This window comes from Methylomonas sp. Uni0011 (assembly GCF_056850255.1).
The window spans coordinates 22,467-45,593 of the sequence record NZ_JBVVNO010000019.1 but is presented as its reverse complement, the minus strand read 5'-3'; the positions used below and the strand labels follow the sequence as shown (position 1 = coordinate 45,593).

Below are 23,127 nucleotides of genomic sequence, written 5' to 3'. Positions count from 1 at the left end.
TGGGCCTCTAGCGGCAATGCGGCCGGGCGCCGGTCAGCACGTCCAGAGCAGCTTGCTGCGTGCTACAGGGGATCAGCAGCGAGTGCAATTGGCTGGACAATTTCTGCAGCAGGCGCCGACGATCGGCAAACTGTTGCTGATAGGACTGCGCCCGTTGCCGGTCGGCGCTGTCGAACAGGATTTCCCGCAAGCCATCGGTAAATCGGTAGCGGCCCTTGCTGGGCAAGCGCATTTCCAACGGGTCGGCAATATGCACCATGACCACTTCGCAGTGCTTGGCCAAATTGGTCAAATGCCGTTCGGCGGCCGGATTCAGACCGCGAAAATCGCTGAGGATATAAACCCGGCTGCCGGGGCGGGCGTGATGTAGCAGCCTGGACAGCGGAATATCGAGCTGATCGGCCGCGTCGCCGCTGTAAGCCGGTTTTACCAAGGCATTCAAAAACCGCAGCAAGGCTGGCTTGCCGGTTTGCGGCCGCAATTCCAGGCAACCGGCTTCGCTGAATATCTGGCCGCCGATGCGGTCGCCCTGCTGCAATGCGGCCCACGCCAGCAATGCGGCCAGACGGGCGGCCTGCACCGACTTGAACACGCCGCGGGTGGCGAAAGCCATCGCCGCCCGATAATCGACGGCGATGAACATCGGCCGCTCGCGTTCCTCTTTGAAAATTTTGCTGTGCGGTTTGCCGGTGCGGGCGGTGACGCGCCAATCGATGCGGCGCACATCGTCGCCGGGCTGGTACAGACGGGTTTCGTCGAAGGCCATGCCGCGCCCTTTCAGATGCGACAGGTAATTACCGCTCTGGACGGCGCGGATATTGGCGTGACCCAGGCTGATCGCGGCGGCCGGTTTGGCCAGATCGACCAAGCCTTTCAGAGTAACCGCCACCCGCGGGTTATCGGCGGTGTGTTGCGCATCCATCAGGGCACGGCAATCCTGGCGATCAATTCCTTGACCACGTAGTCGGCAGTGACGCCCTCGGCCTCGGCCTCGTAGGACAAGATCAACCGGTGGCGAAGTACGTCGTAGGCAATGTCCTGGATGTCGGCCGGGTCGACGAAATCGCGCTGCGCCAGCCAAGCCTTGGCTCGGGCGCAGCGGTCCAGCGCAATGCTGGCGCGCGGGCTGGCGCCGTATTGGATCCAACCGGCCAAGTCCTGGCCGTAGGCCGCCGGTTTACGGGTGGCTAATACGATCTGCAATAAGTATTGCTCCAGACTATCGGCCATGTATAAGTCGAGTACCTCGCCACGGGCGGCGAACAGCGTTTGCTGGCTGATTTTGGGCGCCTGGTAGTCGCCGTTTTGCAAAGCACCTTTGGCTTCGGCCCGAGCCAAGTGCAGAATGGCTTGTTCATGGCCGGCATCCGGATAATCGATTTTGACGTGCAGCAAAAACCGGTCGAGCTGCGCTTCCGGCAGCGGATAGGTGCCTTCCTGTTCGATCGGGTTTTGGGTCGCCATCACCATGAACAGTTGCGGCAGCGGATAGGTGGCTTTACCGACCGTGATCTGCCGCTCGGCCATTGCTTCCAGCAACGCGGCCTGCACTTTTGCCGGCGCCCGGTTGATCTCGTCGGCCAGAATCAGATTATGGAATAATGGACCTTTCTGAAATTCGAAGCTGCCGGGCTGCGGCCGGTAAATTTCGGTGCCGGTCAAATCCGCCGGCAACAGGTCCGGGGTAAATTGCACACGGTGAAAATCGGCCTGTACGCCCTGGCTGAGGACATTGATGGCGCGGGTTTTGGCCAACCCCGGCGCACCTTCCACCAACAGGTGGCCGTCGGCCAGCAACGCGATCAGCATCCGCTCTACCAGGACTTCCTGGCCGATGATTTGGCTATTGATATGGTGTTTGAGTTGTTGCAGCGCCGCTTGGCAGGAATCGGGACTTGTTGCAGTCATGTCGAATTGGTTTGATTGATGTTGCCGAGTTGGGACCGACCTTGGTCCGAAAAGTTGCGTTGCGGCTAGTTTTTACGTTGCCGGTCTTTCCATTCGCGATGGGCGACCATGATGTTGACCACTTCGTGCGGATCGTCGGTGACGGTGATCAGTGCTAAATCCTCTTCGGAAATGGTGCCGTATTCGAGCATTTTCGCCTTCATCCAGTCCATCAGCCCGTTCCAGAAGTCGCTGCCGAACAACACCAGCGGAATCGGATAGACCTTGTGGGTCTGCATCAGCGTCAGCGCTTCGAAGAATTCGTCCAGCGTACCGAAACCGCCCGGCATACAGACGTAACCGATCGAATAGCGCACGAACATGACTTTGCGCACGAAGAAGTAACGGAAATTCAGCGCGATATTCTGGTAAGGGTTGGGTTTTTGCTCCATCGGCAATTCGATATTCAAACCGATCGAGGGTTGGTCGTTGGCAATCGCGCCTTTATTGGCCGCCTCCATCACCCCCGGACCGCCGCCGCTGATAATGGCAAAGCCCTGTTTACTGAGCAGGTCGGCGATTTCGACGGTCTTGACGTAATAGGGATGATCCGGTTTCAAACGGGCCGAACCGAAAATCGAGATCGCGTCGCACAGGCCGGATAATTCATCGAAGCCTTCGGTAAACTCGCTGATGATCCGGAAGATGCGCCAGGATTGGTCGCCTTTCAAATCGTCGATAATGCTGGTCGAAGCGGAACTGCTGGCTCGGTTTCTAATGCAACTCATGTTTAATTCCTTGGCGAGGTTTACCCGCCGTCACGGGTTCGGCGTTCAAGCCCTGTTAGCTGCTGAAATATCCTGCAACCGGTAAGCAATCCGTCCGGCTTGTAAGGTGTGGGTCACGCGCCCGGTCAATTCGCGCCCCCAATAAGGCGTGTTGCAGCCGGCGCTAAGCCAGGCCGGGCGCTCGACCCGCCAGACCAGCGCCGGATCGAAAATACAGACGTCGGCGTTGCTGCCCACGGCCAGGGTACCGGCGGCCAGGCCCATGATCCGCGCCGGGTTGCAGGTCAGGCCGGCAATCGCTTGCGTCAGGCCGATGCGGTGTTGGCCGGTCAGGGCCAGCGTCAACGGCACCAGCGTTTCCAGCGCTGCGACGCCGGACTCGGTTTCCGGAAACGCGCCGAGCTTGGCGTCGAGATCGTGCGGTTGGTGATCGGAACAAATCGCGTCTATGGTGCCGTTGGCCAACGCTTCGCGCAGATACTGGCGGTCTATCGTGCCCCGTAGCGGCGGCATCACGTGGTAATTGCCGTCGAACGGTGCCATGTCGTTTTCGGTCAGGTGCAGTTGGTGTATCGCGACGTCGGCGGTGACGTTCAGACCGTACTTCTTGGCCTGTTGGATCTTGATCACCGATTGCTTGCAACTGATCTGGCTGAAATGCACCCGGCAGCCGGTCAATTCGGCCAATTCCAGACACTGCGCCAATGCAATCGATTCCGCCGCTTCCGGAATGCCCGGCAGACCGTAGCGGCTGGCGACCGCGCCTTCGTGGGCGCAGCCTTTGCCGGACAAGGACGCTTCGTTGGCGCGGAACATCAGCAGCAAATCGTGGCTGCTGGCGTACTCCATCGCCCGGCGCAAGATCAGCAAATTGCCGAGCGGGGCACTGGCATTGCCGACTGCGATGCAGCCGGCCTGCTTCAGCGCAAACATGGCACTGAGCTCGTTGCCGTCCAGACGCTGGGTAAGCGCGCCGATACTGTAAACTTGCGCATAACCGGCCTGCTCGGCCTTGTCCTTGATGTATTCGACCACGGCCGGCGTGTCGATACAGGGCTTGGTGTCGGGCGGCAAACACAACGAAGTCACGCCGGCGGCCAGCGCGGCCCGGGTTTCGGATTGGATATTGCCTTTTTGGGTCTGGCCCGGCTCGCGTAAGCGCACGCTCAAGTCGACGAAGCCGGGGCAAACCACTTGGCCGGTCGCGTCGATAGTTTGTGCGGCAGCGAAATCGGCCAGCGCTTCGCCAACCGCCACGATTTTGCCGTCGGCGATATAGACCGGGCCAATCGCGTCGATACCGCTGGCCGGATCGACGATACGGCCGTGGTCGATTCGGATTTTGGTCATGCCGCACCTCCTGGTGCGGCACCCTGGCGGGCCGCCGTTGGCGGCGCAAAATTTCTATCCTGAAATTTTGTCATGCCGTACCTCCGCTTTGCATGGTCATTGACATGATCGCCATCCTTACCGCCACGCCGTTGCTGACTTGCTGCAGGATCACCGACTGCGGGCCGTCGGCAACACTGGAGGCGATTTCGACGCCGCGATTGATTGGGCCCGGATGCATCACGATCGCATCGGGTTTGGCCCGTTGCAGTTTGGTTTCGGTCAAGCCGAAGCAGCGGAAAAATTCGCTTTCGCTGGGCAGAAAGGCCGAGTTCATCCGTTCCTTTTGTAAGCGCAACATGATTACCACATCCACATCGGCCAAGCCCTCGTCCATGTCGTGGATCGGCGTCACGCCCATGGTTTTGACCTGGGCCGGCAATAGCGTTTTCGGCGCAATGACTCTAACTTCGGCCACACCCAAGGCATTTAAAGCCAGGATTTGCGAGCGCGCCACCCGCGAATGCAGGATATCGCCGACGATCGCGACTTTCAGGCCCTCGAATTGTTTTTTGTGTTGACGAATCGTGAACATATCCAGCATGGCCTGGGTCGGGTGGGCATGCTGGCCGTCGCCGGCATTGATTACGCTGATGTGGGGCGCCACTTGTTGAGCGATGAAGTGGGCGGCGCCGCTCAAAGCGTGGCGCACGACGAACATGTCGACCTGCATCGCTTCCAAATTGCGGATGGTGTCGAGCAGGCTTTCGCCCTTGGATGTGGCGGAACGGGCGATATCCATGTTCAACACGTCGGCCGAGAGCCGGGTGGCAGCCAGCTCGAACGTGGTGCGGGTGCGGGTCGAGTTCTCGAAAAACAGATTGACGATGGTCTTGCCGCGCAGCAACGGCACTTTCTTCACCTGATGCTCCGACATGCCGACGAAGGATTCGGCAGTGTCCAGAATCTCGGTCAGCAACTCCCGATCCAGGCCCTCGATGGTTAGAAAGTGTTTGAGTTTGCCTTGCTCGGTCAGTTGCAGATGCCGGGTCATGCCGCGACTCCGGCCAAATCCTGAATCTCGATGCCGAGCGGGTCGGGACCGGTCAATTTAATCCGCTGGCCCTCGGCCAAATCGATACGGATGCCGCGGCAATCGGGCTGCAACGGAATTTGGCGGCCGTTGCGTTCGATCAACACCGCCAGCACGACCTGATTGGGGCGGCCGTAATCGAAAATCTCGTTCAGTGCGGCGCGGCTGGTACGGCCGCTGTAAAACACGTCGTCGATCAGAATGATATCGCGCCCTTCCAGATGTGGCGGCAATTGGCTGGTTTTGACTTTGGGATGCATGCCGATTTGGGAAAAATCGTCGCGGTAAAAGGTGATGTCCAGCAAACCCAAGGGCTCGCTGATGCCCAAGCGCAAGTGCATGTGGCGGGCAACCCAAGCCCCGCCGCTGTGGATTCCGATCAGCAGCGGATTTTGCAGTTTTCGTTCGCCGATCTGCTGGCGGATGGCGAGTTCCAGATTGTCCAGCAGGACGTCGATGTTTAAAGAATCGATAGACATGGTGTGGTTGAGCATTTTGTTATTGTTGGCGGCCGGGCGCGGGGCATAACCAATCCGCACCGAAATCCGCGGTTATCGGTCGAACCAACTTTGCAAAATCAATTGGGCGGCAAGCTGGTCTTGGACCGCCCATAGTTTGGTCGCACTGAGTTGCAGTTCGTCGAACAGCATCTGTTTGGCGGCAAACGTGGTCAGCGCTTCGTCGATCTGGTGCACCGGCAAATTGTAACGCCCCTGCAACTGGCGACAGAACTTCTGCATCCGCGGCGTCACCACGTTGTCGGAACCGTCGGCTTGCCGGGAAATGCCGACGACCAGGCCGGCCGGCCGCCATTCGGCGATCAGTTGGCCGATCCTGCTCCAGTCCGGCACCTGGTTTAAGGAACGAATGGTTTGCAGCGGACTGGCGATGCCGCTACCAGCATAACCGACGGCTACGCCGATTTTTTTATTGCCGAAATCGAATCCCAAATAGGCGTCGCTGCTTAATTTGGCAGCCAGCGGGTCTTGTTTAACCATGTCCGGCCGGCGTGGTCAGACGATTGATGTCGATGCCGAGCTGACCGGCCGCGGCATTCCAGCGCTGGCTGATCGGCGTCTCATAGAGGATGGCTTCGCCGCAAGGCGTATTCAACCAGGCGTTTTCGACGATTTCTTTCTCCAACTGGCCGCTACCCCAACCGGCATAACCCAGTGCAATCAGATAATGGCTTGGGCCTCTACCTTCGGCGATGGCTTCCAGGATGTCGCGGGAACTGGTCAAGGTGATGTTTTCCGCCGTAGAAATGCTGGAGTCCCACCGCTGCTCGCAGGCATTGTGAATCACGAAGCCGCGTTCCTGCTGCACCGGGCCGCCGGCGAAAATCGGCGTGTTCAACACGGCTTCGATTTCGGATTTGATGCCCATCTGCTCGAAAATATCTTTCAACTTCATACCGGTCGGCCGGTTTATCACGATACCGAGCGCGCCTTCCGCATTATGTTGGCACAGGTAGGTGACGGTATGAAAGAAATGCGGATCGGCCAGGCCGGGCATCGCGATCAAAAACTGATTGTTCAAATAAGTTGCGTCTGTCATGGCAGTGCTCATAGGCTAACGGGCGGTCATACCGGTTTCGTCCGAGAATTTCCAGACCCTGGTAATCACCAAAACGTTCACTTCTTTCAACAACTCGTCCGGTAACGCCGCAAACGGCGCACTCATCTTGACGATGCGCTTGGCAGCATCGTCCAGCGCCGGATTTCCGGACGATTTAACAATCCGCATACTGTAAATACTGCCGTCGGCACTGATGCCGACATCCATCGTCAAGATTTGCGAGGCCCCTTTTTTGCGAGCCGCCTCAGGATAATTCAGATTGCCGGTACGCTCAACCTTGTCTTCCCAATCCTTGACGTATTGCGCTGCCAGGTATTTGTGGGTACTGATCGAGTTGACGAATTTGATTTTCGATTCCTGGGTACTTTGCTGGCTGTTACGAATCCGCTCGCCCAGTTGTGCGATCTGCTGCTGCAGGGCTTCAGGGGATAATTTGGGGGCGGCGTCATGGACCTCAACCGGCTCGGGTGTTTCCACCGGCTGTTCCGGCTCTGCCGCAATCTTAACCGGCGCCCTGGCTTGGACCAGCACCTTTTCGGTGACCGGTTTAGCCGGAACCGGCATCGGCTGCGGCACCACTTTTTTCTGCGGCGGACTCGGCGGCGAAAACGGTACCGCCTCCTTATGCTGCAAAGGCTCCGGTTTCTTGGTTTGCTCGCCGGCGCCAAGCTGATGCTCCGCAGCCAGATACTTGGCATCCTTCGGCGCCTTCTTCAGCGGAGTATGGGCCACTGTGATCTCCAGCGATTTATCCATCTTTGCCGGTTTCGGTGCGGTAAAGTTGATGCCCAACACGATCACGACATGCACCACCGCCGCCAGAAATAAAGCCGTGATCAGCGAATCGCCTTGCGACAGCGGGGTCGGCGTCAACTGCGGAGCCTGCATTTCAACCTTGCACTTGGGCGGCAATGTGGTCCATCAATTGCGCACTGATATTGATGCCGAATTGCTTATCCAACTCCTGGACGCAGGTCGGGCTGGTGACATTGACTTCGGTCAGGTAATCGCCGATCACATCCAAGCCGACGAACACCAAACCTTTTTCCCGCAATGTCGGCCCAACCTGTTCGGCAATCCAACGGTCGCGCGCGCTCAATTCGCGGCCCTCACCGCGTCCACCCGCCGCCAGATTGCCGCGGCTTTCGCCGCTGGCCGGAATCCGCGCCAGGCAATACGGCACCGGTTCGCCGTTCACCATCAAGATTCGTTTGTCGCCGTCTCTCACCGCCGGTAAGTAACGTTGCGCCATGATGTAACTGCTGCCGTGGCCGGTCATGGTTTCCAGAATCACGCTCAGATTAGGGTCGCCCTCGCGCACATGGAAAATCGAGGCGCCGCCCATGCCGTCCAGCGGCTTCAAAATGATCTCGCCTTGTTCGGCCAGAAAATTGCGGATTTTTTGCGGGTCCCGCGCCACCAACGTATCGGTGCAGCATTGTGGAAACCAGGCGGTAAACATTTTTTCGTTGGCATCGCGTAGCGACTGCGGCTTGTTCACTACATACACGCCTTGGCGTTCGGCTTGCTCCAGCATATAGGTGGCGTAAATATATTCCTGGTTGAACGGCGGATCCTTACGCATCATGATCACGTCCAGCTCGGACAGTTCGATCTGCCGCTCGGCGCCGAAAGCATGCCATTGTTTCTCGTCGCGCTTGACTTCGAGCAACCGGCTGCGGGCATAGGCATGGCCGTTGCGCATGAACAGATCGGACAACTCCATGTAGTGCAGCTCCCAACCGCGGGCCTGAGCCTCCAGCAACATGGCAAAACTGGTGTCTTTTTTGATATTGATCTGGCCGATGGGATCCATGACCATGCCGAGTTTGATTGCCATAAAGTCCTGTATTACGCGAAACAAGTGGGAATGCGGGGGATTTTATCAAATTTATTTTCCAGGCTGCGGTTTACCCGGAAAAGTTTTTTTGATATAAAGCGCGGCTATTTTGAATCAAAAGCTCGCATTGAGGTAGTCATGTCCAGAGTATGCCAAGTAACAGGTAAACGCCCCCTGAGCGGGCACAACGTTTCACACGCAATGAACAAAACCAAGCGCCGTTTTGAGCCGAATCTGCACCATCACAGATTCTGGGTGGAAAGCGAAAACCGCTGGGTACGCTTGAGAGTATCTTCAAAAGGCATGCGAATCATCGACAAAAATGGCATTGATGCGGTTTTGGCCGACATCCGTAGCCGTGGCGAACAAGTTTAAGGAGACAGACAATGCGCGACAAAATCAAATTGGTTTCGACTGAAGGTACCGGCCACTTCTACACCACCACTAAAAACAAAAAAACCATGCCGGAAAAGATGGAGATCAAAAAATTCGATCCTGTCGTCCGCAGACACGTAATGTACAAAGAAGCCAAAATCAAATAATTCCGCTTCTAGCCCGCCGGGCGGCCGGAATCTCCGGTCAGCCCCGGTTGCCGGCGCTCTTGATTTCCTCCAGCTCGGCCTTCAGGCTTTCGGAATACTTGGCAAGCGATAAGTATTTCATCTCCAAAGCCTTTTTCTCTGCTTCCAGAATATTGTATTTGGTCTTTAGCTGTTGCAAATAGCGACGCAGCTTTAGCATGTCGTCCTGCAGCGACGAAGGCTCGGCGAAGACTTGGCTAGTGGCGGCTGACATGGCGGTGTCACCGGCAATCTCACGGAAATTGCCAGTCTCGATACCATCGTCGATCGGAAACGAAGACGGCGATTTCAAATAGCTCGGATCGATCTCGTCAATACCGCCGGCCAAAATCAGCGCATTGAATTTGTGCCTCATCAAAATAAAAGCCGCCGCCTCGCTCATCCGGCCGTTCTGGCACACCACCACGATCGGATGCTGCCGGTTCAAGGTTTTCAAATGCATTCGCAATGAAAAGAACGGGATATTGATGCTCAACGGCAAATGCAGCGGCTTATAGTGGTCCGGCTCGCGAACGTCGATCAAATCCGCGCCTTTAGCCACTAATTCCTGAGACTCTCGATAATTGATATATTTCAGCGTCGGCTGCTTGATCAAGGTCAAAAACAACTCTTTCGCCAAGCGCAACAGACTGACATCGGTCAGCGCGGTCACCGACACATTTCGCGGCTCCCCGGAAATCAGCGAATCTTCGCCGAAGGTATCCTGATCGCTCAGCAGGGCGAGCTTAATATCTTTTGCATTCGGCGCCGGCCGACGGCTGACTTGGCAACGCCCTCTCTTGATGATGTAGAAATAATCGCCGGCGTCGCCCTGCCTGACGATCACGTCCCCGGCGTCAACGCGCAGTTCCTGCATACCGATCAAAATCTTCTGCAGGTTTGCCGGCGGCAACGCACGAAACACCGGCGACTTCAATAAAGTCGTCATCCAGTCGTCGTTGTCTTCCACCTCGTCTACCACCATAAAACTCTCGTTTTCCTCGAAATTGCCGTCTTGCGCCGATTTCACCATATCGGTATTCAAACGTAAAAACCGAATTCTACTATTAGCGACTGCGTTCACTTTTCGCGGAATCTGATGCGCCAGCGCAAACCGGGCTGACGGACTGTCGGCGCTGATGGTTTCAATCGTAAGCGCTTCGGTCTGCAAGGTCACGCTGCCGTCCAGCAAATAGACCAACTCGTTGCGTTCGTCGCCGCGTTGAAATAAAAATTTACCTTCTTCGGCGGATTCGATATTGATTTGGGCGCATATCGCCTCAAATTTACTGAACGGCAGCGTGGAGAGCGGAATTAACTGCCGGATAATCCGGCCCTCGGCGGAATGGATGTCGACAGCCACTAGTCAGGTGCGGATTGAAGAGTATGGAATCCAACGACGGAACATGACCTATGATAGCCGATTATTAACTAAACTCCGGGAAACAAATTAGGCTCCGGCGTGTCCATGCCGGCAATCCAACAAACCACAACCAAAAAACATAACCACCATGAGAAAAATCATTCTGCTATTTTTGCTTGGCTTCAGTAGTTGGCAGTCCAACGCCGCATTGCCCTTGCAGGTCGATGGCACCAACCTGCCGTCACTGGCGCCGATGCTGGAGCAAAGCATGCCGGCCGTGGTCAACATTTCCACCTCCACCAACGTGAGGATGCAGGCAAACCCGCTGATGAACGACCCCATCTTCCGCCGGTTCTTCAACATCCCCAACAACCCCAAGCAACAACAGCGCAACAGCCTGGGCTCCGGCGTGATCATCGACAAGGACCAAGGCTACGTCTTGACCAACAACCACGTAATCGACAAAGCCGACAAAATTACCGTAACCCTGGCCGACGGCCGCCAACTGAACGCTAAATTGCTCGGCACCGACCCGGAAGCCGACGTCGCAGTAATCCAAATCCCGGCCGACAATCTGACTGCGTTAAAAGTCGCCGATTCCAGCCAACTGAAAGTCGGCGATTTCGTCGTCGCGATCGGCAACCCGTTCGGCCTGGGCCAAACCGTCACTTCCGGCATCGTCAGCGCCCTGGGCCGCTCCGGCCTCGGCATCGAAGGTTACGAAGACTTCATCCAGACCGACGCCTCGATCAATCCCGGCAACTCCGGCGGCGCACTGGTCAACTTGCGCGGCGAATTCGTCGGCATGAACACAGCCATCCTGGCGCCGAGCGGCGGTAACGTCGGCATCGGCTTCGCGATTCCGTCCAACATGGCGCTGCGTTTAATGGAGTCTTTGGTGCAGCACGGCGAGGTGCGCCGCGGCTTGCTCGGCGTCACCACCCAAGATCTGACGCCGGACTTGGTCAAAGCCTTCTCCTTGAAAAGCCAGCATGGCGCCGTGGTGAGCCGAGTCGAAGCCGGATCGCCGGCCGAAAAAGCCGGGCTGGAACCCGGTGACATCATCGTCGCAATCAACGGCCAGGATGTAAAAGGCGGTAGCACCCAAATCCGTAATGCGGTCGGCCTGCTGCAAGTCGGCGACACTGCCGAATTGGACATCATGCGCGGCGAAGAACGCAAAACCGTGCAAGCAACCATAGGCAAACCGAAACGGCCACAGCTCGAAGGCGCCAAACTGCATCCGATCCTGAGCGGCGCCACGCTCGGCGTCACCCCGAAAGAGCAGGTGGAAGGAGTTCTGATCGAAAAAGTGGAACAAAACTCGAAAGCCTGGAAAACCGGCCTGCGCCCCGGCGACGTCATCGTCACCGCCAACCGCTACCGGGTCCGGAACCTGGACGAAATGAAGCAGGTGGTCAATCCCAACGCGCCGCTGCTGGTCAACCTGCAACGCGGCGGCGAAGCGTTCTTCGTGGTGCTGCAATAGTCGGCGTCAGGTCAACATCGACTTCAGCGCGGCCAGGCTGGCCTTGCCGCGCTGCTTGATCTCCTCCGGGGCCAATTGTTTTTTATTGGCCCACTCCAAATCCTCCTCCGGCAACTCGCCTAAAAACCGGCTGGGTTCGCATTCCGCCAATTCGCCGTAGCGCTTGCGGTGAGTGCAATAACTGAAGGTCAGAGTTTGTTGGGCGCGGGTGATGCCGACGTAAGCCAGGCGCCGTTCTTCCTCGATATTGCCGGTTTCGATGCTGTTCTGGTGCGGCAACAGGTTTTCTTCCATGCCGATCAGAAACACGTGCGGAAACTCCAGCCCCTTGGCGGCGTGCAAGGTCATCAGACTGACCTGGTCGCCGGCCTGTTCCTCCTGGTTGCGGTCCAGGATATCCAGCAGCATCACTTTAGCGATCACATCCGCCAACGACTGTTCGCGGCCCTCCTCTTTAGTCGCGATGCGCCGCAGCCACTCGATCAATTCGTAGACGTTTTTCAGCTTGCGCTCGGCCGAGGCCGGGGTTTTGCTGTTCTCGTCCAGCCACTGTGGATAATGGATTTCGTCGATCATTTTCTCGATTTCGGCAAAGGTATCGCCGCGCTCGATCTTCAGCGCCTTATCCCGCACCCAATCGCAGAACCGGGTCAAACGCTGCACCGATTTTTCCGAAAGCCGCTGCTGCAAGCCCAGCTCGGAACAGGCCTGGAACAAGCTGATATGCCGCTCGTTGGCGTAAGCGCCCAATTTTTCAAGCGTAGTTGGTCCGATCTCCCGCCGCGGCGTGTTGATCACCCGCAAGAACGCCGCGTCGTCTTCGCGGTTGACCAACAGGCGTAGATAAGCCAACACATCTTTGATTTCGGTGAACGAAAAAAACGAGGCGCTGCCGCTGATGAAATACGGCACGTTATTTTCGCGCAGCTCCTTCTCGAACAAGCGCGACTGGTGGTTGCCGCGGTACAAAATGGCATAGTCGCCGTAGCTGCCGCCGGTCTTGAACCGGTGGTGAACGATCTCGGCGGTGATTTGCTTGGCCTCGGCCAGATCGTTTTTATGGCTCAACACCCGCAACGGCTCGCCGTAGCCGAGTTCGCTCCACAATTTTTTCTCGAAGGTATGCGGATTGTTGGCGATCAATTGGTTGGCCACCTTCAAAATCCGCCCGGCCGAGCGGTAGTTCTGCTCCAGCTTGATCACCTGCAACCGGCTGTAATCCTTTTGCAACTGACTCAGGTTCTCGGGCTGGGCGCCGCGCCAGGCATAAATCGACTGGTCGTCGTCGCCGACCACGGTAAACCGCCCCAAGGACCCGGCCAGCGCCCGCACCAACTGGTACTGGGTGATATTGGTATCCTGATACTCATCGACCAGCAAATAGCGAATCCGATGCTGCCACTTTTCCAGAACATCCGGATGCCGTTGAAACAATTCCACCGGCAGCCCGATCAGGTCGTCGAAATCCACCGCGTTATAGGCCTTCAAACTGCGGTTGAACTGATGATACAAGCGCGCCGCCGCGGCGGTTTCTGTGTCGTCGGCCCGGCTCAAGGCCTGCTCCGGACTGACGAACGCGTTTTTCCACTGCCCTATCTTATGGTTGTAACTCTCGACGGCGTCGATGTCGCAACCGTCGGCACCATGGCCGATCAATTGCTTCAGCAGACTCAATTTGTCCTGCTCGTCGAACAAGGTGATCGCGGCCTTGTACCCCAGCGCCTTGTGTTCCTTACGCAGAATTTCCAAACCCAGGGAATGAAACGTCGACACCCGCAGGCCGCGGCTTTGCTTGTCGTCGATCAAACGGCCGACCCGGCTTTTCATCTCCCGCGCGGCCTTGTTGGTAAAGGTGACGGCGGCGATATGCCGCGCCGCGGTACCTTGTTGCACCAGGTACGCAATCTTTTCGGTAATTACCCGGGTCTTGCCGCTGCCGGCACCGGCCAGCACCAGCAAAGGACGATCCACGGTTTTGACCGCGGCGAGTTGTTGCGGATTGAGTTTGGGAGCCATTTATGAATGATCGAAGAGCTGGTCACGCCTTTGCCGCCCTTGTTATGGAAGCAGACGTACTTCATCGTGGGCCACACGCTGTGGCAGGGCATTTCCTGAACGGTACAGGCTATTTTAGCCCGTCGGCAAAACCTGGTTTGCAAAAGAATGGCGCCGAGTAAGAAGGCAGGGGAATAGACTCTGCCGTTCCGTAGTGCTTTTCAGCCAAAAACGGCGCGGGCGGGCCTGTGAGGACGCCGGTCCGCGCCGGGTTAGAACTTAAGCTTCGTAATTGGCGCTGGCGAATTCCCAATTAACCAAAGCCCAGAATGCTTCCAGATATTTAGGGCGCAAGTTGCGGAAATCGATGTAATAGGCGTGCTCCCAAACGTCGCAGGTCAAGATCGGAGTCTTGCCGTCGGTCAATGGGCAACCGGCGTTGCTAGTGCTGACCAGTTCCAGGCCGCCCTTGTCGTTTTTCACCAGCCATGCCCAGCCGGAACCGAACGTGGTGACGGCGCACTTGGTGAATTCTTCTTTGAATTTTTCGAACGAACCGAAGGTTCTCTCGATCGCGTTGGCCAAGCCGCCGGTCGGTTCGCCGCCGCCGTTGGGAGACAGGCTATTCCAATAGAATGTATGGTTCCAGACTTGGGCTGCGTTGTTGAACACGCCACCAGACGATTTTTTGACGATTTCTTCCAGAGACAAACCTTCGAACTCGGTACCCGGAACCAGATTGTTCAGGTTGGTCACATAGGTTTGGTGGTGTTTGCCGTAGTGGTATTCGATGGTTTCGGCGGAAATGTGCGGCGCCAAAGCGTCTTTGGCATACGGTAATGCAGGTAATTCAAAACTCATCTTTAATTCTCCAGATTGATTGAACAGCAGCAGTGACTAGGTGCGGACCGGGTCCAACCTAATTACCTAGCATTATAATAAAGAATTATTCTGGTTTTAAAAAGCACATTTAATTCAATAGCTTAGTATTTTTAGAACAGATCGTAGGGCCGCGCCGGGCGTTGCCGCAACCAGAACCTTTAAAAACCCTAGCAAATCAAAGTGTTATAAAATAGCACCCGGCAGTACCCGCCACGCATTAGTTGATCATCACCACGCCGCCTTTCAATGTCAGCATGCCGTCGCCGCTAACGGTAGTCTGCAAACCCTTCAGCTCAGCCTGAGTGTCGGCTTGGATTTTGACCATCATGCCTTTAATCGTCACACCGCTCTGGTCGATCTTGATGCTGTTGGAGCCTACTTTCAGTTCTATGGATTGCGCCGCCTCTTCCGAAATGGCGCCGGCATCGAGCTTAACCGTCAAATTGCCCGATCCCAACTTGACGCTACGGTTGCCGGAACTGACGGTCAATTCGTCGTTGCCTTGCTGAATCTCGACGGTGCGGTTACCGGTCTTGACCGTCAATTTATCGTTACCCTGATCCAGGGTCACGGTGCGGTGGTTATAGATATCGATGGTTTGATCGCCGGCATCTTTTTTATCGAACCCGATTTTCTGCACGTCGTTGTTCTCGACGATACGGGTAAAGTTTTTTTCCGCGTGCAGATAGATTTCCTCTTCACCATACTTGTCCTCGAACCGGAGTTCATTAAAGTTTCCGGTGCCGCCTTGAGGCGTGCTGCGAGTCTTGATACCACTTTGGGTTTTATTGGCATCCAGCGTGTACGGCGGCATATTGACGCTGTTGTAAACTCGGCCGGTTATGATCGGATTATCCGGATTGCCTTCCAGAAAATCGACCACAACCTCCTGGCCGACTCGGGGTATGAACATGCTGCCCCAGTTCTTGCCGGCCCAAATCTGCGCGACCCGCACCCAACAGGAGCTATTCTCGTTTTTGGTGCCGAGCCGGTCCCAATGGAACTGGACTTTAACCCGGCCGTATTGGTCGGTCAGGATTTCGTCGCCCTGTCCGCCAACCACGACGGCGGTTTGCACGCCTTGAACCACCGGCACTCGGGTCAATCGGGGCGGGCGGTAAACATAAGACGTATTGATCACCGAATAGGTACACAGGTACTCTTCCTCGCCGCCGGCACCGGAGTCGAAACCGTTATTGCGAATGCTGATATCGGTAGACAACACCATGTACTGGCTATTCTGGTCGGCGCGGGGATATTCGGCCAAGCTGAACGTCAGACCGGTTGCCAGCCCTCTTACATTACCGCCGGCAAAGATCTGCTCGTGCTCGGAACGGGCCTGTTCCATCCGTAACCTGGCATAGCGCTCGCCTTCCGTAGAGGTTTTATATTCGCCCGGATAATCGTAAATTTCCTTCCCGGACTCCGCGTGCTCGCCATCAATCAACGACGCCACCTTCAAATCGGCAGTGGCGGCTTCGAAATCGTATTCGTTCAAGCGGTAACCGCCGCTTTGAATTTGCCGACTGAAAGTCCAATCGAAAATATGCTCTTCGTCGCGCACGCCCTGATTGTCGGGCGGGTAATACTTGACCGTGGCATTGCCGGCAAGCGCCTGGTGCGCCTGCATGTTGTCGCACAATACCATGGTGTGGCTGCCGTTCTCGTGTTTAAAGTAGTAATAGATACCCTCCTCCTCCATCAAACGGCTGACCAAATTGAAATCCGTCTCCCGATATTGCACGCAGAACTCACGCTCCGGGTAGGTTTCGTTCAGATTCAAGGTCGGCACGATGCCGTATTCGCCAAGTATGCTCTTGACGATTTCGGACGCGGTGGTCGGCGCGGCTTGGTTGCCTTCGCCGACAGAAGGCGACAACACCCGGCAATTGCTCGCCCTGGTCATCAACCAGGCTTTGGGGTGCAACCAGACCCGGTAGTTGTACAAGTCGCCCAGCATGCCGAGTTGATTGACCCGAGTGACGATACCGTTAAACCAGCGACTACCGCTGTTCTCCAATGCCAGTTCGACCGTCAAACCGGTACCCAATAAAGCTTTCAAATCGAGGGTACCGCTTTCGCTCAACAGTTCCAATTCGTATTCGAACAAGCGGCTGACGGTTTCGTTACCGGTCATCCGATAAAGTGCGAAAACACCATCGCCCAGCGCCGTGGTCACCTTGGCTACACGTTGATCTTGAGAGAGGGACATGTCGAAATCCTAAATGAAACTGTTGAAGAACCGAGCCCGGCGAGTTACCCGATCAATACGGTCGGGTAACCGACGACAATGGTGCCGCCGTGGGCGCAAGTGTCGCCCATACGGGCGGCCGGCATATTGCCAATCAATACTGTCGTGGAACCCATCGCAATGGTATCGGGAGGTCCGACGCAAACCGCCATATCTGTCGCACGGGCAGCGGGCATATTACCGATTAAAACGGTGGGGGCGCCGGGGCCGGAAATCGGCCCGCCCACATGGGGTACCGGTCCGGTGAACATTGGGCAAACATGCATATCGGTCAAGCGTGCGGCGGGCTGTCCCATATCCTCCCTCCATCAAGCCGCTTGCCAGACCCGGCCGTTGCCGCCGTTGGCGATATCGATACCTTGCTCCAGAAAGAACTGGTATTTGTCCTGGGATTTGTCCGGCTGCGTCAGCACCGCGGCCAGCATCACGGCCCCGGCCACAGCCTTACCGGTCAAATTGTCGGCCGGCGGCACGGCCGGCACGTTTTCCGGCGCCATACTGCCTTCACTCCAGAACGCCGCCATTGCCGCCCAAGCAGCCGGGTTTTCGAACGACGCATCGTGGGCTGCGCTGTTCGCCAATCTGCGATTGGGTTCGGTCGGCTTGAACACCCATAACTCGGCAGCCTCCAAGGCTTTCACCACTTCCGGCTTGGTATCCGGTCCGACCACGCTGCGGGCGCTGATGCAGGCCCACCAGGTTGCTTCCCGCTTGGGCAAGGCTCTTGCCAGAAACCGAACGGCATCGGGGAACAGTTTGAGTTCGATCAAGTTGCGCAAAAATGCCGCCGGTGCCAAGTCCTCGGCCAAACAACGTAACGCATCTGGCTCCAACTGAATATCCCGGCAAATTTGCGCCGCCGTGGGCATCGTCACTTTGCGTAAACTTACCGCAGTTGTCATGCTGTCTCCCATCTTCAACGAGTCTGAGTTCGGATTGTCCTGACCGTGATTATGCGTATCACAGGTAAAAATATTAACCGTTGAACGCCAAGTTAGCTACCCGGTTTACAGCTCAGCGAAAGGACCGATCTTCGTCCAATTCATTCGCAACTTCCCCCGCCCACAATTGGCCTTCCCCGGCGCTAATATTTAGCAAATTAATCGCCATTCCGGCATAGTCGTTCGTCAAACTTTCTATCCTGATTAAGTCGTCGGATTCGTTACGCTGCTGAATGACTCAAATTCAACCTAGGTCGTCGCTACCGCAGTGTCGGTTATTGGCCACCTTAATAGAACAATCCGGTTTTAACCGGCATCCAATTACCCGATTTTTTGGGTTGTCGTTCGGACATTTTGATTACTCTTCAAGTAAACCCGATAAATTGCTTCAAAATCCCAGGGTTTAATATCTTTGATCGAGTCGAAGCCATTGCCCCATGTGTAGTATTTACCTCGGCCACCATAAATCCAGTGGCCGAGACCGCCGTATTTGGAATTACCTCTAGCATGAGGTGACTTGACGCCGATTATTCCGGTTGCTGTCTGGCTCACCGTGGCTTCAAAGGCTGCGTCCACGGAATACATTGTATTCAAGAAATGCACGATGGCTTCGGGCGGCAACGGTAGGTTGATTTCCAATCCAGCCAATTTGTCTTCGGTCACCTGCGATTTGTCGCCGGTTAAGAGTTTGGTGATTTGGTCTTTGGTTTTATGATAATCCCAGACCAACTGTTTTCCGTCAGGCATACCAAAATCGGCAGCAAAGTCGATAATTTTTTGTTTGATTGGATCACCGCTTTGCTCGATCTTTTGCAACCAATTGCTCATCGCAATCAACACCGTATGGAATTGGGTATGGTCGATCAATTCGCGCCGTCGCGGCCCGGCTCTAAAATCGAATAACAACATCATGCAGGCGTTGATACCGCAAATTCCCCACTTGTTATTGGTCGCGCTCAGCCCCGAAATCGTGCTCAAGACTCGTGTCTTACTCATTGACATTGTATCCACTCCGGTTGATTGTTAAAGTTTTCGAGTGCTTGGTTGATTCGTTGCTTTAAGGCTTTCCGGATTGCCGGTTTTTTTCCCCTACCACTGCGATTGCTAATCGCTATCAGCCGGTCAACATATTGGTCTTGAACGGGAATAAACCTAGATGCTTGATCTGACCTGGACCCAGGATTTCGTACTTCTGATAAAAGAAATTCCAGGTGCCGTTGATACGGATACCGAAGGTCGTCAGATTTTTTCGAGTCTCGTCGGCAGATTTTCGGGCATACATGTGCGGAGTAATGTATGAGGTGCCGCTGCCCATCAGCGAATAGACCGCTTCGCCGTACTCTTCACCCAGACCGGAGGAATTCATATTGCCGTGGGTGACCATCACGGTACCGTCATCCGCTTGCGAACCGATGCCAAAAGTGCAACCGTTCATAGTCACGGTAAAACAGTAGTCCGCTTCCTGGTCCAAAATTTGATAATGCACTTTGTCCGGTGTGTAGTCACAAATATACGACTTGAAACCCGCCATGGCGTTGGCCGTCTGTTTCAAATTGTAAACAGGCACGGCGGCGCCTTTGTCGTTGACTCCTTTAAATTGCTGGTCAGGCGATAGTGCCACCAATTCGGCGCGTCCGTAGACAGTGGTGTTACGCAGAAAACCGGTCTTGATGATGCTAGATTCCATCAGATTCAATAATTCGCTGGGCGTCATGGATTACCTCAATGCACGGTGATGTTTCACGAGAAGGCGATTGCCTTAGGTCTGCTCAAAGTAAAGCCGGTACCAAACCGGAACTTCACCCCAAGGCCGGAAAATCCTCGACATAGGACTTCTTGATGGTCTTGTCAATCGTCGTATAGGTACTAACCCGCTCCAGGTGAAAAATTTGCCGGACATTCCATTCGCTGGACCAGCCCCATTTGTACTGAAACTTTACGTCCTTGTAGACAGTAACCTGGTCGTTACGCCGGTCGGCGAAGATGCCAAAGCTCACGGTGTTGACAATTTCAACGACGGTTTCGCGGGTGTAAGTCCCCAACGAATCGCAATGAGCAAGGATCTGCTGTTCTTCCACTGAACTGACCACCAAGGTCGAATTGACACGAGTGTTGCGATCGTTAAGCCGTTTCACCGCCTCATCGATCAACTTTTCTTTGTTATCGCTCGGCGTGAAAACACGGATGTGATTCGTTAGAAACGCTTTTGCAAATTTGGCCATGATGAACTCCTCTGGGTGTTCGAATTGTATTAAGCTTGCGCCTTGAGGGCGGTCCCTCTCTGGCGTATGTTTCAGTAAACTGTCGACCGCGAGCCGGCTTGGGCCGCAAGCTCCCGGGCAAAGCGCCGGTCTCTTAGCCGGACGCCGACGATAATGGTGGTACGGTCTCAGCAGGCGCGCCGCTTACGGAAGGACGCAGCCCGGCTGGATTACGCTATTCGAAGCCGTATTGAAAATTCCCGTCCGACGCGCTCACGTTCACTCGTGCGACCGGCGCACCCTGCATCATCCGGGTCAAAAACTCCTCGCTGATTTTGGGCAAGACAGTATTGGTCAAAATTGCATCGATCATCCGGCCGCCGCTTTCCAATTCGGTGCAGCGGCTGGCGATCAGTTTGATCACGTCGTCGTCGTAGTTGAACGGGACCTTGTGGGTTTCTTCGACCCGCTTTTTGATCCGGTTCAATTGCAAGCGGGCGATCGCGCCTATCATTTCGTCGTTTAACGGATAGTACGGAATCACCACCAAACGGCCGAGCAGCGCCGGCGGGAACACCTTCAGCAACGGTTCGCGTAGCGCTTTGGCAATCCCTTCCGGTTCCGGCATCAGATCCGGGTCCTTGCACAGATTGGCGATCAGGTCGGTACCGGCGTTGGTGGTCAATAAAATCAGCGTGTTTTTGAAGTCGATGACGCGGCCTTCGCCGTCTTCCATCCAGCCCTTGTCGAACACCTGGAAGAAGATTTCGTGCACGTCGGGATGAGCTTTTTCGACCTCGTCCAGCAACACGACGCTGTAGGGCCGGCGCCGGACCGCTTCGGTCAACACCCCGCCCTCGCCGTAACCGACGTAGCCGGGAGGCGCCCCTTTCAATGTCGACACGGTATGCGCTTCCTGGTATTCGCTCATGTTGATGGTAATGACGTTCTGCTCGCCGCCGTACAAGGCTTCGGCCAAGGCCAACGCGGTCTCGGTCTTGCCGACGCCGGACGTACCGGCCAACATGAACACGCCGATCGGTTTGTTCGGATTGTCCAATCCGGCGCGCGAAGTCTGAATCCGCTTGGCGATCATCTCCAACGCATGGCGCTGGCCGATGATGCGCTGCTCCAGATTGTCGGCCAATTTCAGCACGGTTTCGATTTCGTTCTTGACCATCCGCCCGACCGGAATCCCGGTCCAATCCTGCACTACGGCGGCGACGGCCTGATGGTCGACGGTCGGTAAGATCAACGGCGACTCGCCTTGCTGTTCATGCAATTGCGTTTGCAAGTCTTTCAATTCGGCCAACAAGGCATCGCGGTCTTCGTGAGCGTCAGTCGAATCGGTTGTTGGTTCGGCTGCACCGTCCACCGCATGTCCGGCCGAACGCAATTTGCTGCGCAGCGCCAGAATCTTGCCGACCAATTCTTTCTCGGCGTTCCAACGCTCCTCCAAACCCACCAGCCGCTCGCGTTCGGCCGCCAATTTTTCGTTGGCCAACTCTTCGCGGCCAACCACTTCGACACCGACGGTTTTTTCGCGGCCGATGATCGCCAATTCGGTTTCCAGCGCTTCGATACGCTTGCGGCAGTCGTCGACCTCGGCCGGCACAGCGTGCTGGCTGACGCCGACGCGGGCGCAAGCGGTATCCAACAGGCTGACCGCCTTATCCGGCAGTTGCCGAGCCGGAATGTAGCGGTGCGATAATTTCACCGCCGCTTCCAGCGCTTCATCCAGAATCAATACCTGATGGTGTTTTTCCTGTACTGAAACCACGCCGCGCATCATGCGGATAGCCTTGGCTTCGTCCGGCTCGTGGACTTGCACGACTTGAAAGCGGCGGGTCAAGGCCGGGTCTTTTTCGATATGTTTTTTATACTCGGCCCAGGTGGTCGCCGCGACGGTACGCAATTGGCCGCGCGCCAACGCCGGCTTCAACAGATTGGCGGCATCGCCAGTGCCGGCAGCGCCGCCGGCGCCGACCAGCGTGTGAGCTTCGTCGATGAACAGAATGATCGGTTTCGGCGAAGCTTGGACTTCTTCGATGACTTGGCGCAGGCGGTTTTCGAATTCGCCTTTCATGCTGGCGCCGGCCTGCAGCAAGCCGACGTCCAAGGTGCGCAAACTGACGTCGCGCAGAGACGGCGGCACGTCGCCGGCGACAATTTTCAAAGCAAAACCTTCTACGACCGCCGTTTTGCCGACCCCGGCCTCGCCGGTCAGAATCGGATTGTTCTGGCGGCGGCGCATCAGGATGTCGATGACTTGGCGGATTTCCTCGTCGCGGCCGACAATCGGATCAATCTTGCCTTGGCGGGCCTGTTCGGTCAGGTCGACGGTGAATTGTTTCAGGGCCTCCTGCTTGCCCATCGCCGCCGGCGCTATCGCACCGCTGGCCTCGCCCGGCGTCGCGGCGATATGGCTGCCGTCGGTTGCCGTCTGGCCGTCTTCCGGCGAACCGGCAATCACATTCGGCAGCTCGTCGGAGACGCTGTCCGGTTTAAGTTTTTCGAATTCACGGGAAATGCCGATCAGCTCGTTGCGCAGACCTTTGGTTTTTAGCATGCCGACCAGCAAATGGCCGCTACGTACCTGGTTTTCGCCGAATAACAACGTGCCGTAAACCCAGCCGCGTTCGACGCTGTCTTCGATATGAGGCGAGAAATCGGAAATCGAGGTCGAACCGCGCGGCAGCTTGTCCAGCGCTTCGGTGACTTCTTTCGCGATCCGCGACATGTCCAGGCCGTAATGCTTGATCGCCCGGTGCAGGTCGGAGTCGGGCAATTGCAGCAATTGGCTCAACCAATGCACCAATTCGACATAGGGGTTCCCCCGCAGTTTGCAAAACACCGTCGCGCTCTCGACGGCTTTGTAACAAACCCGGTTTAATTTCCCAAACAGCTTGACTCGGCTAATTTCTGCCATC

Annotated in this window: 23 protein-coding genes; 3 read left to right on the top strand and 20 right to left on the bottom strand. The window is 56.1% G+C overall.

Annotated elements, in window-relative coordinates:
- Positions 1–7: 7 nt before the first annotated feature.
- The 10 genes from AC0IM9_RS17090 to gshB form a co-directional block, all read right to left on the bottom strand.
- A complete protein-coding gene (locus tag AC0IM9_RS17090; protein WP_482804791.1) occupies positions 8–922 on the bottom strand; it encodes a DUF58 domain-containing protein in 915 nt (304 codons plus the stop codon).
- Positions 922–1,908, bottom strand: coding sequence for an AAA family ATPase (locus tag AC0IM9_RS17085; protein ID WP_482804790.1), 987 nt, complete (start codon positions 1,906–1,908; stop codon positions 922–924). Before AC0IM9_RS17085 ends, AC0IM9_RS17090 begins: the two co-directional genes overlap by 1 nt.
- Positions 1,909–1,973: 65 nt before the next feature.
- Positions 1,974–2,675 (bottom strand): LOG family protein, encoded by a 702-nt coding sequence (locus tag AC0IM9_RS17080; RefSeq protein ID WP_445372283.1) that lies wholly within the window; start codon positions 2,673–2,675, stop codon positions 1,974–1,976.
- Positions 2,676–2,720: 45 nt separating this feature from the next.
- Complete coding sequence (locus AC0IM9_RS17075; RefSeq protein ID WP_482804789.1) at positions 2,721–4,025, bottom strand: dihydroorotase; 1,305 nt, start codon at positions 4,023–4,025, stop codon at positions 2,721–2,723.
- A 70-nt stretch (positions 4,026–4,095) separates the two neighbouring features.
- Complete coding sequence (locus tag AC0IM9_RS17070) at positions 4,096–5,058, bottom strand: aspartate carbamoyltransferase catalytic subunit (protein ID WP_482804788.1); 963 nt, start codon at positions 5,056–5,058, stop codon at positions 4,096–4,098.
- Positions 5,055–5,576, bottom strand: coding sequence for a bifunctional pyr operon transcriptional regulator/uracil phosphoribosyltransferase PyrR (pyrR, locus tag AC0IM9_RS17065; protein ID WP_140912056.1), 522 nt, complete (start codon positions 5,574–5,576; stop codon positions 5,055–5,057). The genes AC0IM9_RS17070 and pyrR overlap by 4 nt, the downstream gene beginning before the upstream one ends.
- Before the next feature lie 72 nt (positions 5,577–5,648).
- The gene (gene ruvX / locus AC0IM9_RS17060) at positions 5,649–6,095 is read right to left on the bottom strand and encodes a Holliday junction resolvase RuvX (RefSeq protein ID WP_445372280.1); all 447 of its coding nucleotides are present in this window, start codon (positions 6,093–6,095) and stop codon (positions 5,649–5,651) included.
- The gene (locus AC0IM9_RS17055) at positions 6,088–6,654 is read right to left on the bottom strand and encodes a YqgE/AlgH family protein (RefSeq protein ID WP_278209753.1); all 567 of its coding nucleotides are present in this window, start codon (positions 6,652–6,654) and stop codon (positions 6,088–6,090) included. Before AC0IM9_RS17055 ends, ruvX begins: the two co-directional genes overlap by 8 nt.
- A 15-nt stretch (positions 6,655–6,669) precedes the next feature.
- A complete protein-coding gene (locus AC0IM9_RS17050; protein ID WP_482804787.1) occupies positions 6,670–7,563 on the bottom strand; it encodes an energy transducer TonB in 894 nt (297 codons plus the stop codon).
- 1 nt (position 7,564) lies between these two features.
- The gene (gshB, locus tag AC0IM9_RS17045) at positions 7,565–8,515 is read right to left on the bottom strand and encodes a glutathione synthase (RefSeq protein WP_140912052.1); all 951 of its coding nucleotides are present in this window, start codon (positions 8,513–8,515) and stop codon (positions 7,565–7,567) included.
- A gap of 138 nt (positions 8,516–8,653) precedes the next feature.
- On the opposite strand from gshB, the gene rpmB reads away from it, so the two are divergent.
- On the top strand, positions 8,654–8,890 hold the full coding sequence (gene rpmB, locus AC0IM9_RS17040; RefSeq protein ID WP_140912129.1) for a 50S ribosomal protein L28: 237 nt from the start codon (positions 8,654–8,656) through the stop codon (positions 8,888–8,890).
- Between the two features lie 11 nt (positions 8,891–8,901).
- Complete coding sequence (gene rpmG, locus AC0IM9_RS17035; RefSeq protein WP_140912051.1) at positions 8,902–9,057, top strand: 50S ribosomal protein L33; 156 nt, start codon at positions 8,902–8,904, stop codon at positions 9,055–9,057.
- A 37-nt stretch (positions 9,058–9,094) separates the two neighbouring features.
- Here the strand turns inward: rpmG and AC0IM9_RS17030 are convergent, their stop codons facing one another.
- Complete coding sequence (locus AC0IM9_RS17030) at positions 9,095–10,438, bottom strand: cyclic nucleotide-binding domain-containing protein (protein ID WP_482804786.1); 1,344 nt, start codon at positions 10,436–10,438, stop codon at positions 9,095–9,097.
- A gap of 148 nt (positions 10,439–10,586) precedes the next feature.
- Here AC0IM9_RS17030 and AC0IM9_RS17025 point away from each other — a divergent pair, with 148 nt between their 5' ends.
- Positions 10,587–11,927: a DegQ family serine endoprotease gene (locus tag AC0IM9_RS17025; RefSeq protein ID WP_482804785.1), complete on the top strand. Its 1,341-nt coding sequence runs from the start codon at positions 10,587–10,589 to the stop codon at positions 11,925–11,927.
- Positions 11,928–11,933: 6 nt separating this feature from the next.
- Here AC0IM9_RS17025 and rep read toward each other — a convergent pair whose 3' ends face one another.
- The 9 genes from rep to tssH all read right to left on the bottom strand — a co-directional run bounded on the left by rep (position 11,934) and on the right by tssH (position 23,126).
- Positions 11,934–13,943 (bottom strand): DNA helicase Rep, encoded by a 2,010-nt coding sequence (gene rep, locus AC0IM9_RS17020; protein ID WP_482804784.1) that lies wholly within the window; start codon positions 13,941–13,943, stop codon positions 11,934–11,936.
- A gap of 258 nt (positions 13,944–14,201) precedes the next feature.
- Positions 14,202–14,783, bottom strand: a complete 582-nt coding sequence (gene sodB / locus AC0IM9_RS17015; protein WP_278209757.1) for a superoxide dismutase [Fe] — start codon at positions 14,781–14,783, stop codon at positions 14,202–14,204.
- A gap of 238 nt (positions 14,784–15,021) precedes the next feature.
- Positions 15,022–17,016 (bottom strand): type VI secretion system Vgr family protein, encoded by a 1,995-nt coding sequence (locus tag AC0IM9_RS17010; protein ID WP_482804783.1) that lies wholly within the window; start codon positions 17,014–17,016, stop codon positions 15,022–15,024.
- Positions 17,017–17,060: 44 nt separating this feature from the next.
- Positions 17,061–17,351 (bottom strand): PAAR domain-containing contractile injection system baseplate protein, encoded by a 291-nt coding sequence (locus tag AC0IM9_RS17005; protein ID WP_140912045.1) that lies wholly within the window; start codon positions 17,349–17,351, stop codon positions 17,061–17,063.
- Positions 17,352–17,363: 12 nt separating this feature from the next.
- Positions 17,364–17,957 carry a DUF6931 family protein gene (locus tag AC0IM9_RS17000; protein ID WP_140912044.1) on the bottom strand — a complete coding sequence of 198 codons (594 nt, stop codon included), beginning with the start codon at positions 17,955–17,957 and terminating at the stop codon, positions 17,364–17,366.
- A gap of 360 nt (positions 17,958–18,317) precedes the next feature.
- Complete coding sequence (locus AC0IM9_RS16995; RefSeq protein WP_482804782.1) at positions 18,318–18,992, bottom strand: hypothetical protein; 675 nt, start codon at positions 18,990–18,992, stop codon at positions 18,318–18,320.
- A 118-nt stretch (positions 18,993–19,110) separates the two neighbouring features.
- Positions 19,111–19,710, bottom strand: coding sequence for a hypothetical protein (locus AC0IM9_RS16990; RefSeq protein ID WP_482804781.1), 600 nt, complete (start codon positions 19,708–19,710; stop codon positions 19,111–19,113).
- Positions 19,711–19,795: 85 nt separating this feature from the next.
- A complete protein-coding gene (locus AC0IM9_RS16985) occupies positions 19,796–20,218 on the bottom strand; it encodes a hypothetical protein (RefSeq protein ID WP_482804780.1) in 423 nt (140 codons plus the stop codon).
- Positions 20,219–20,432: 214 nt separating this feature from the next.
- Positions 20,433–23,126, bottom strand: coding sequence for a type VI secretion system ATPase TssH (gene tssH, locus AC0IM9_RS16980; protein WP_482804779.1), 2,694 nt, complete (start codon positions 23,124–23,126; stop codon positions 20,433–20,435).
- Position 23,127 lies beyond the last annotated feature (1 nt).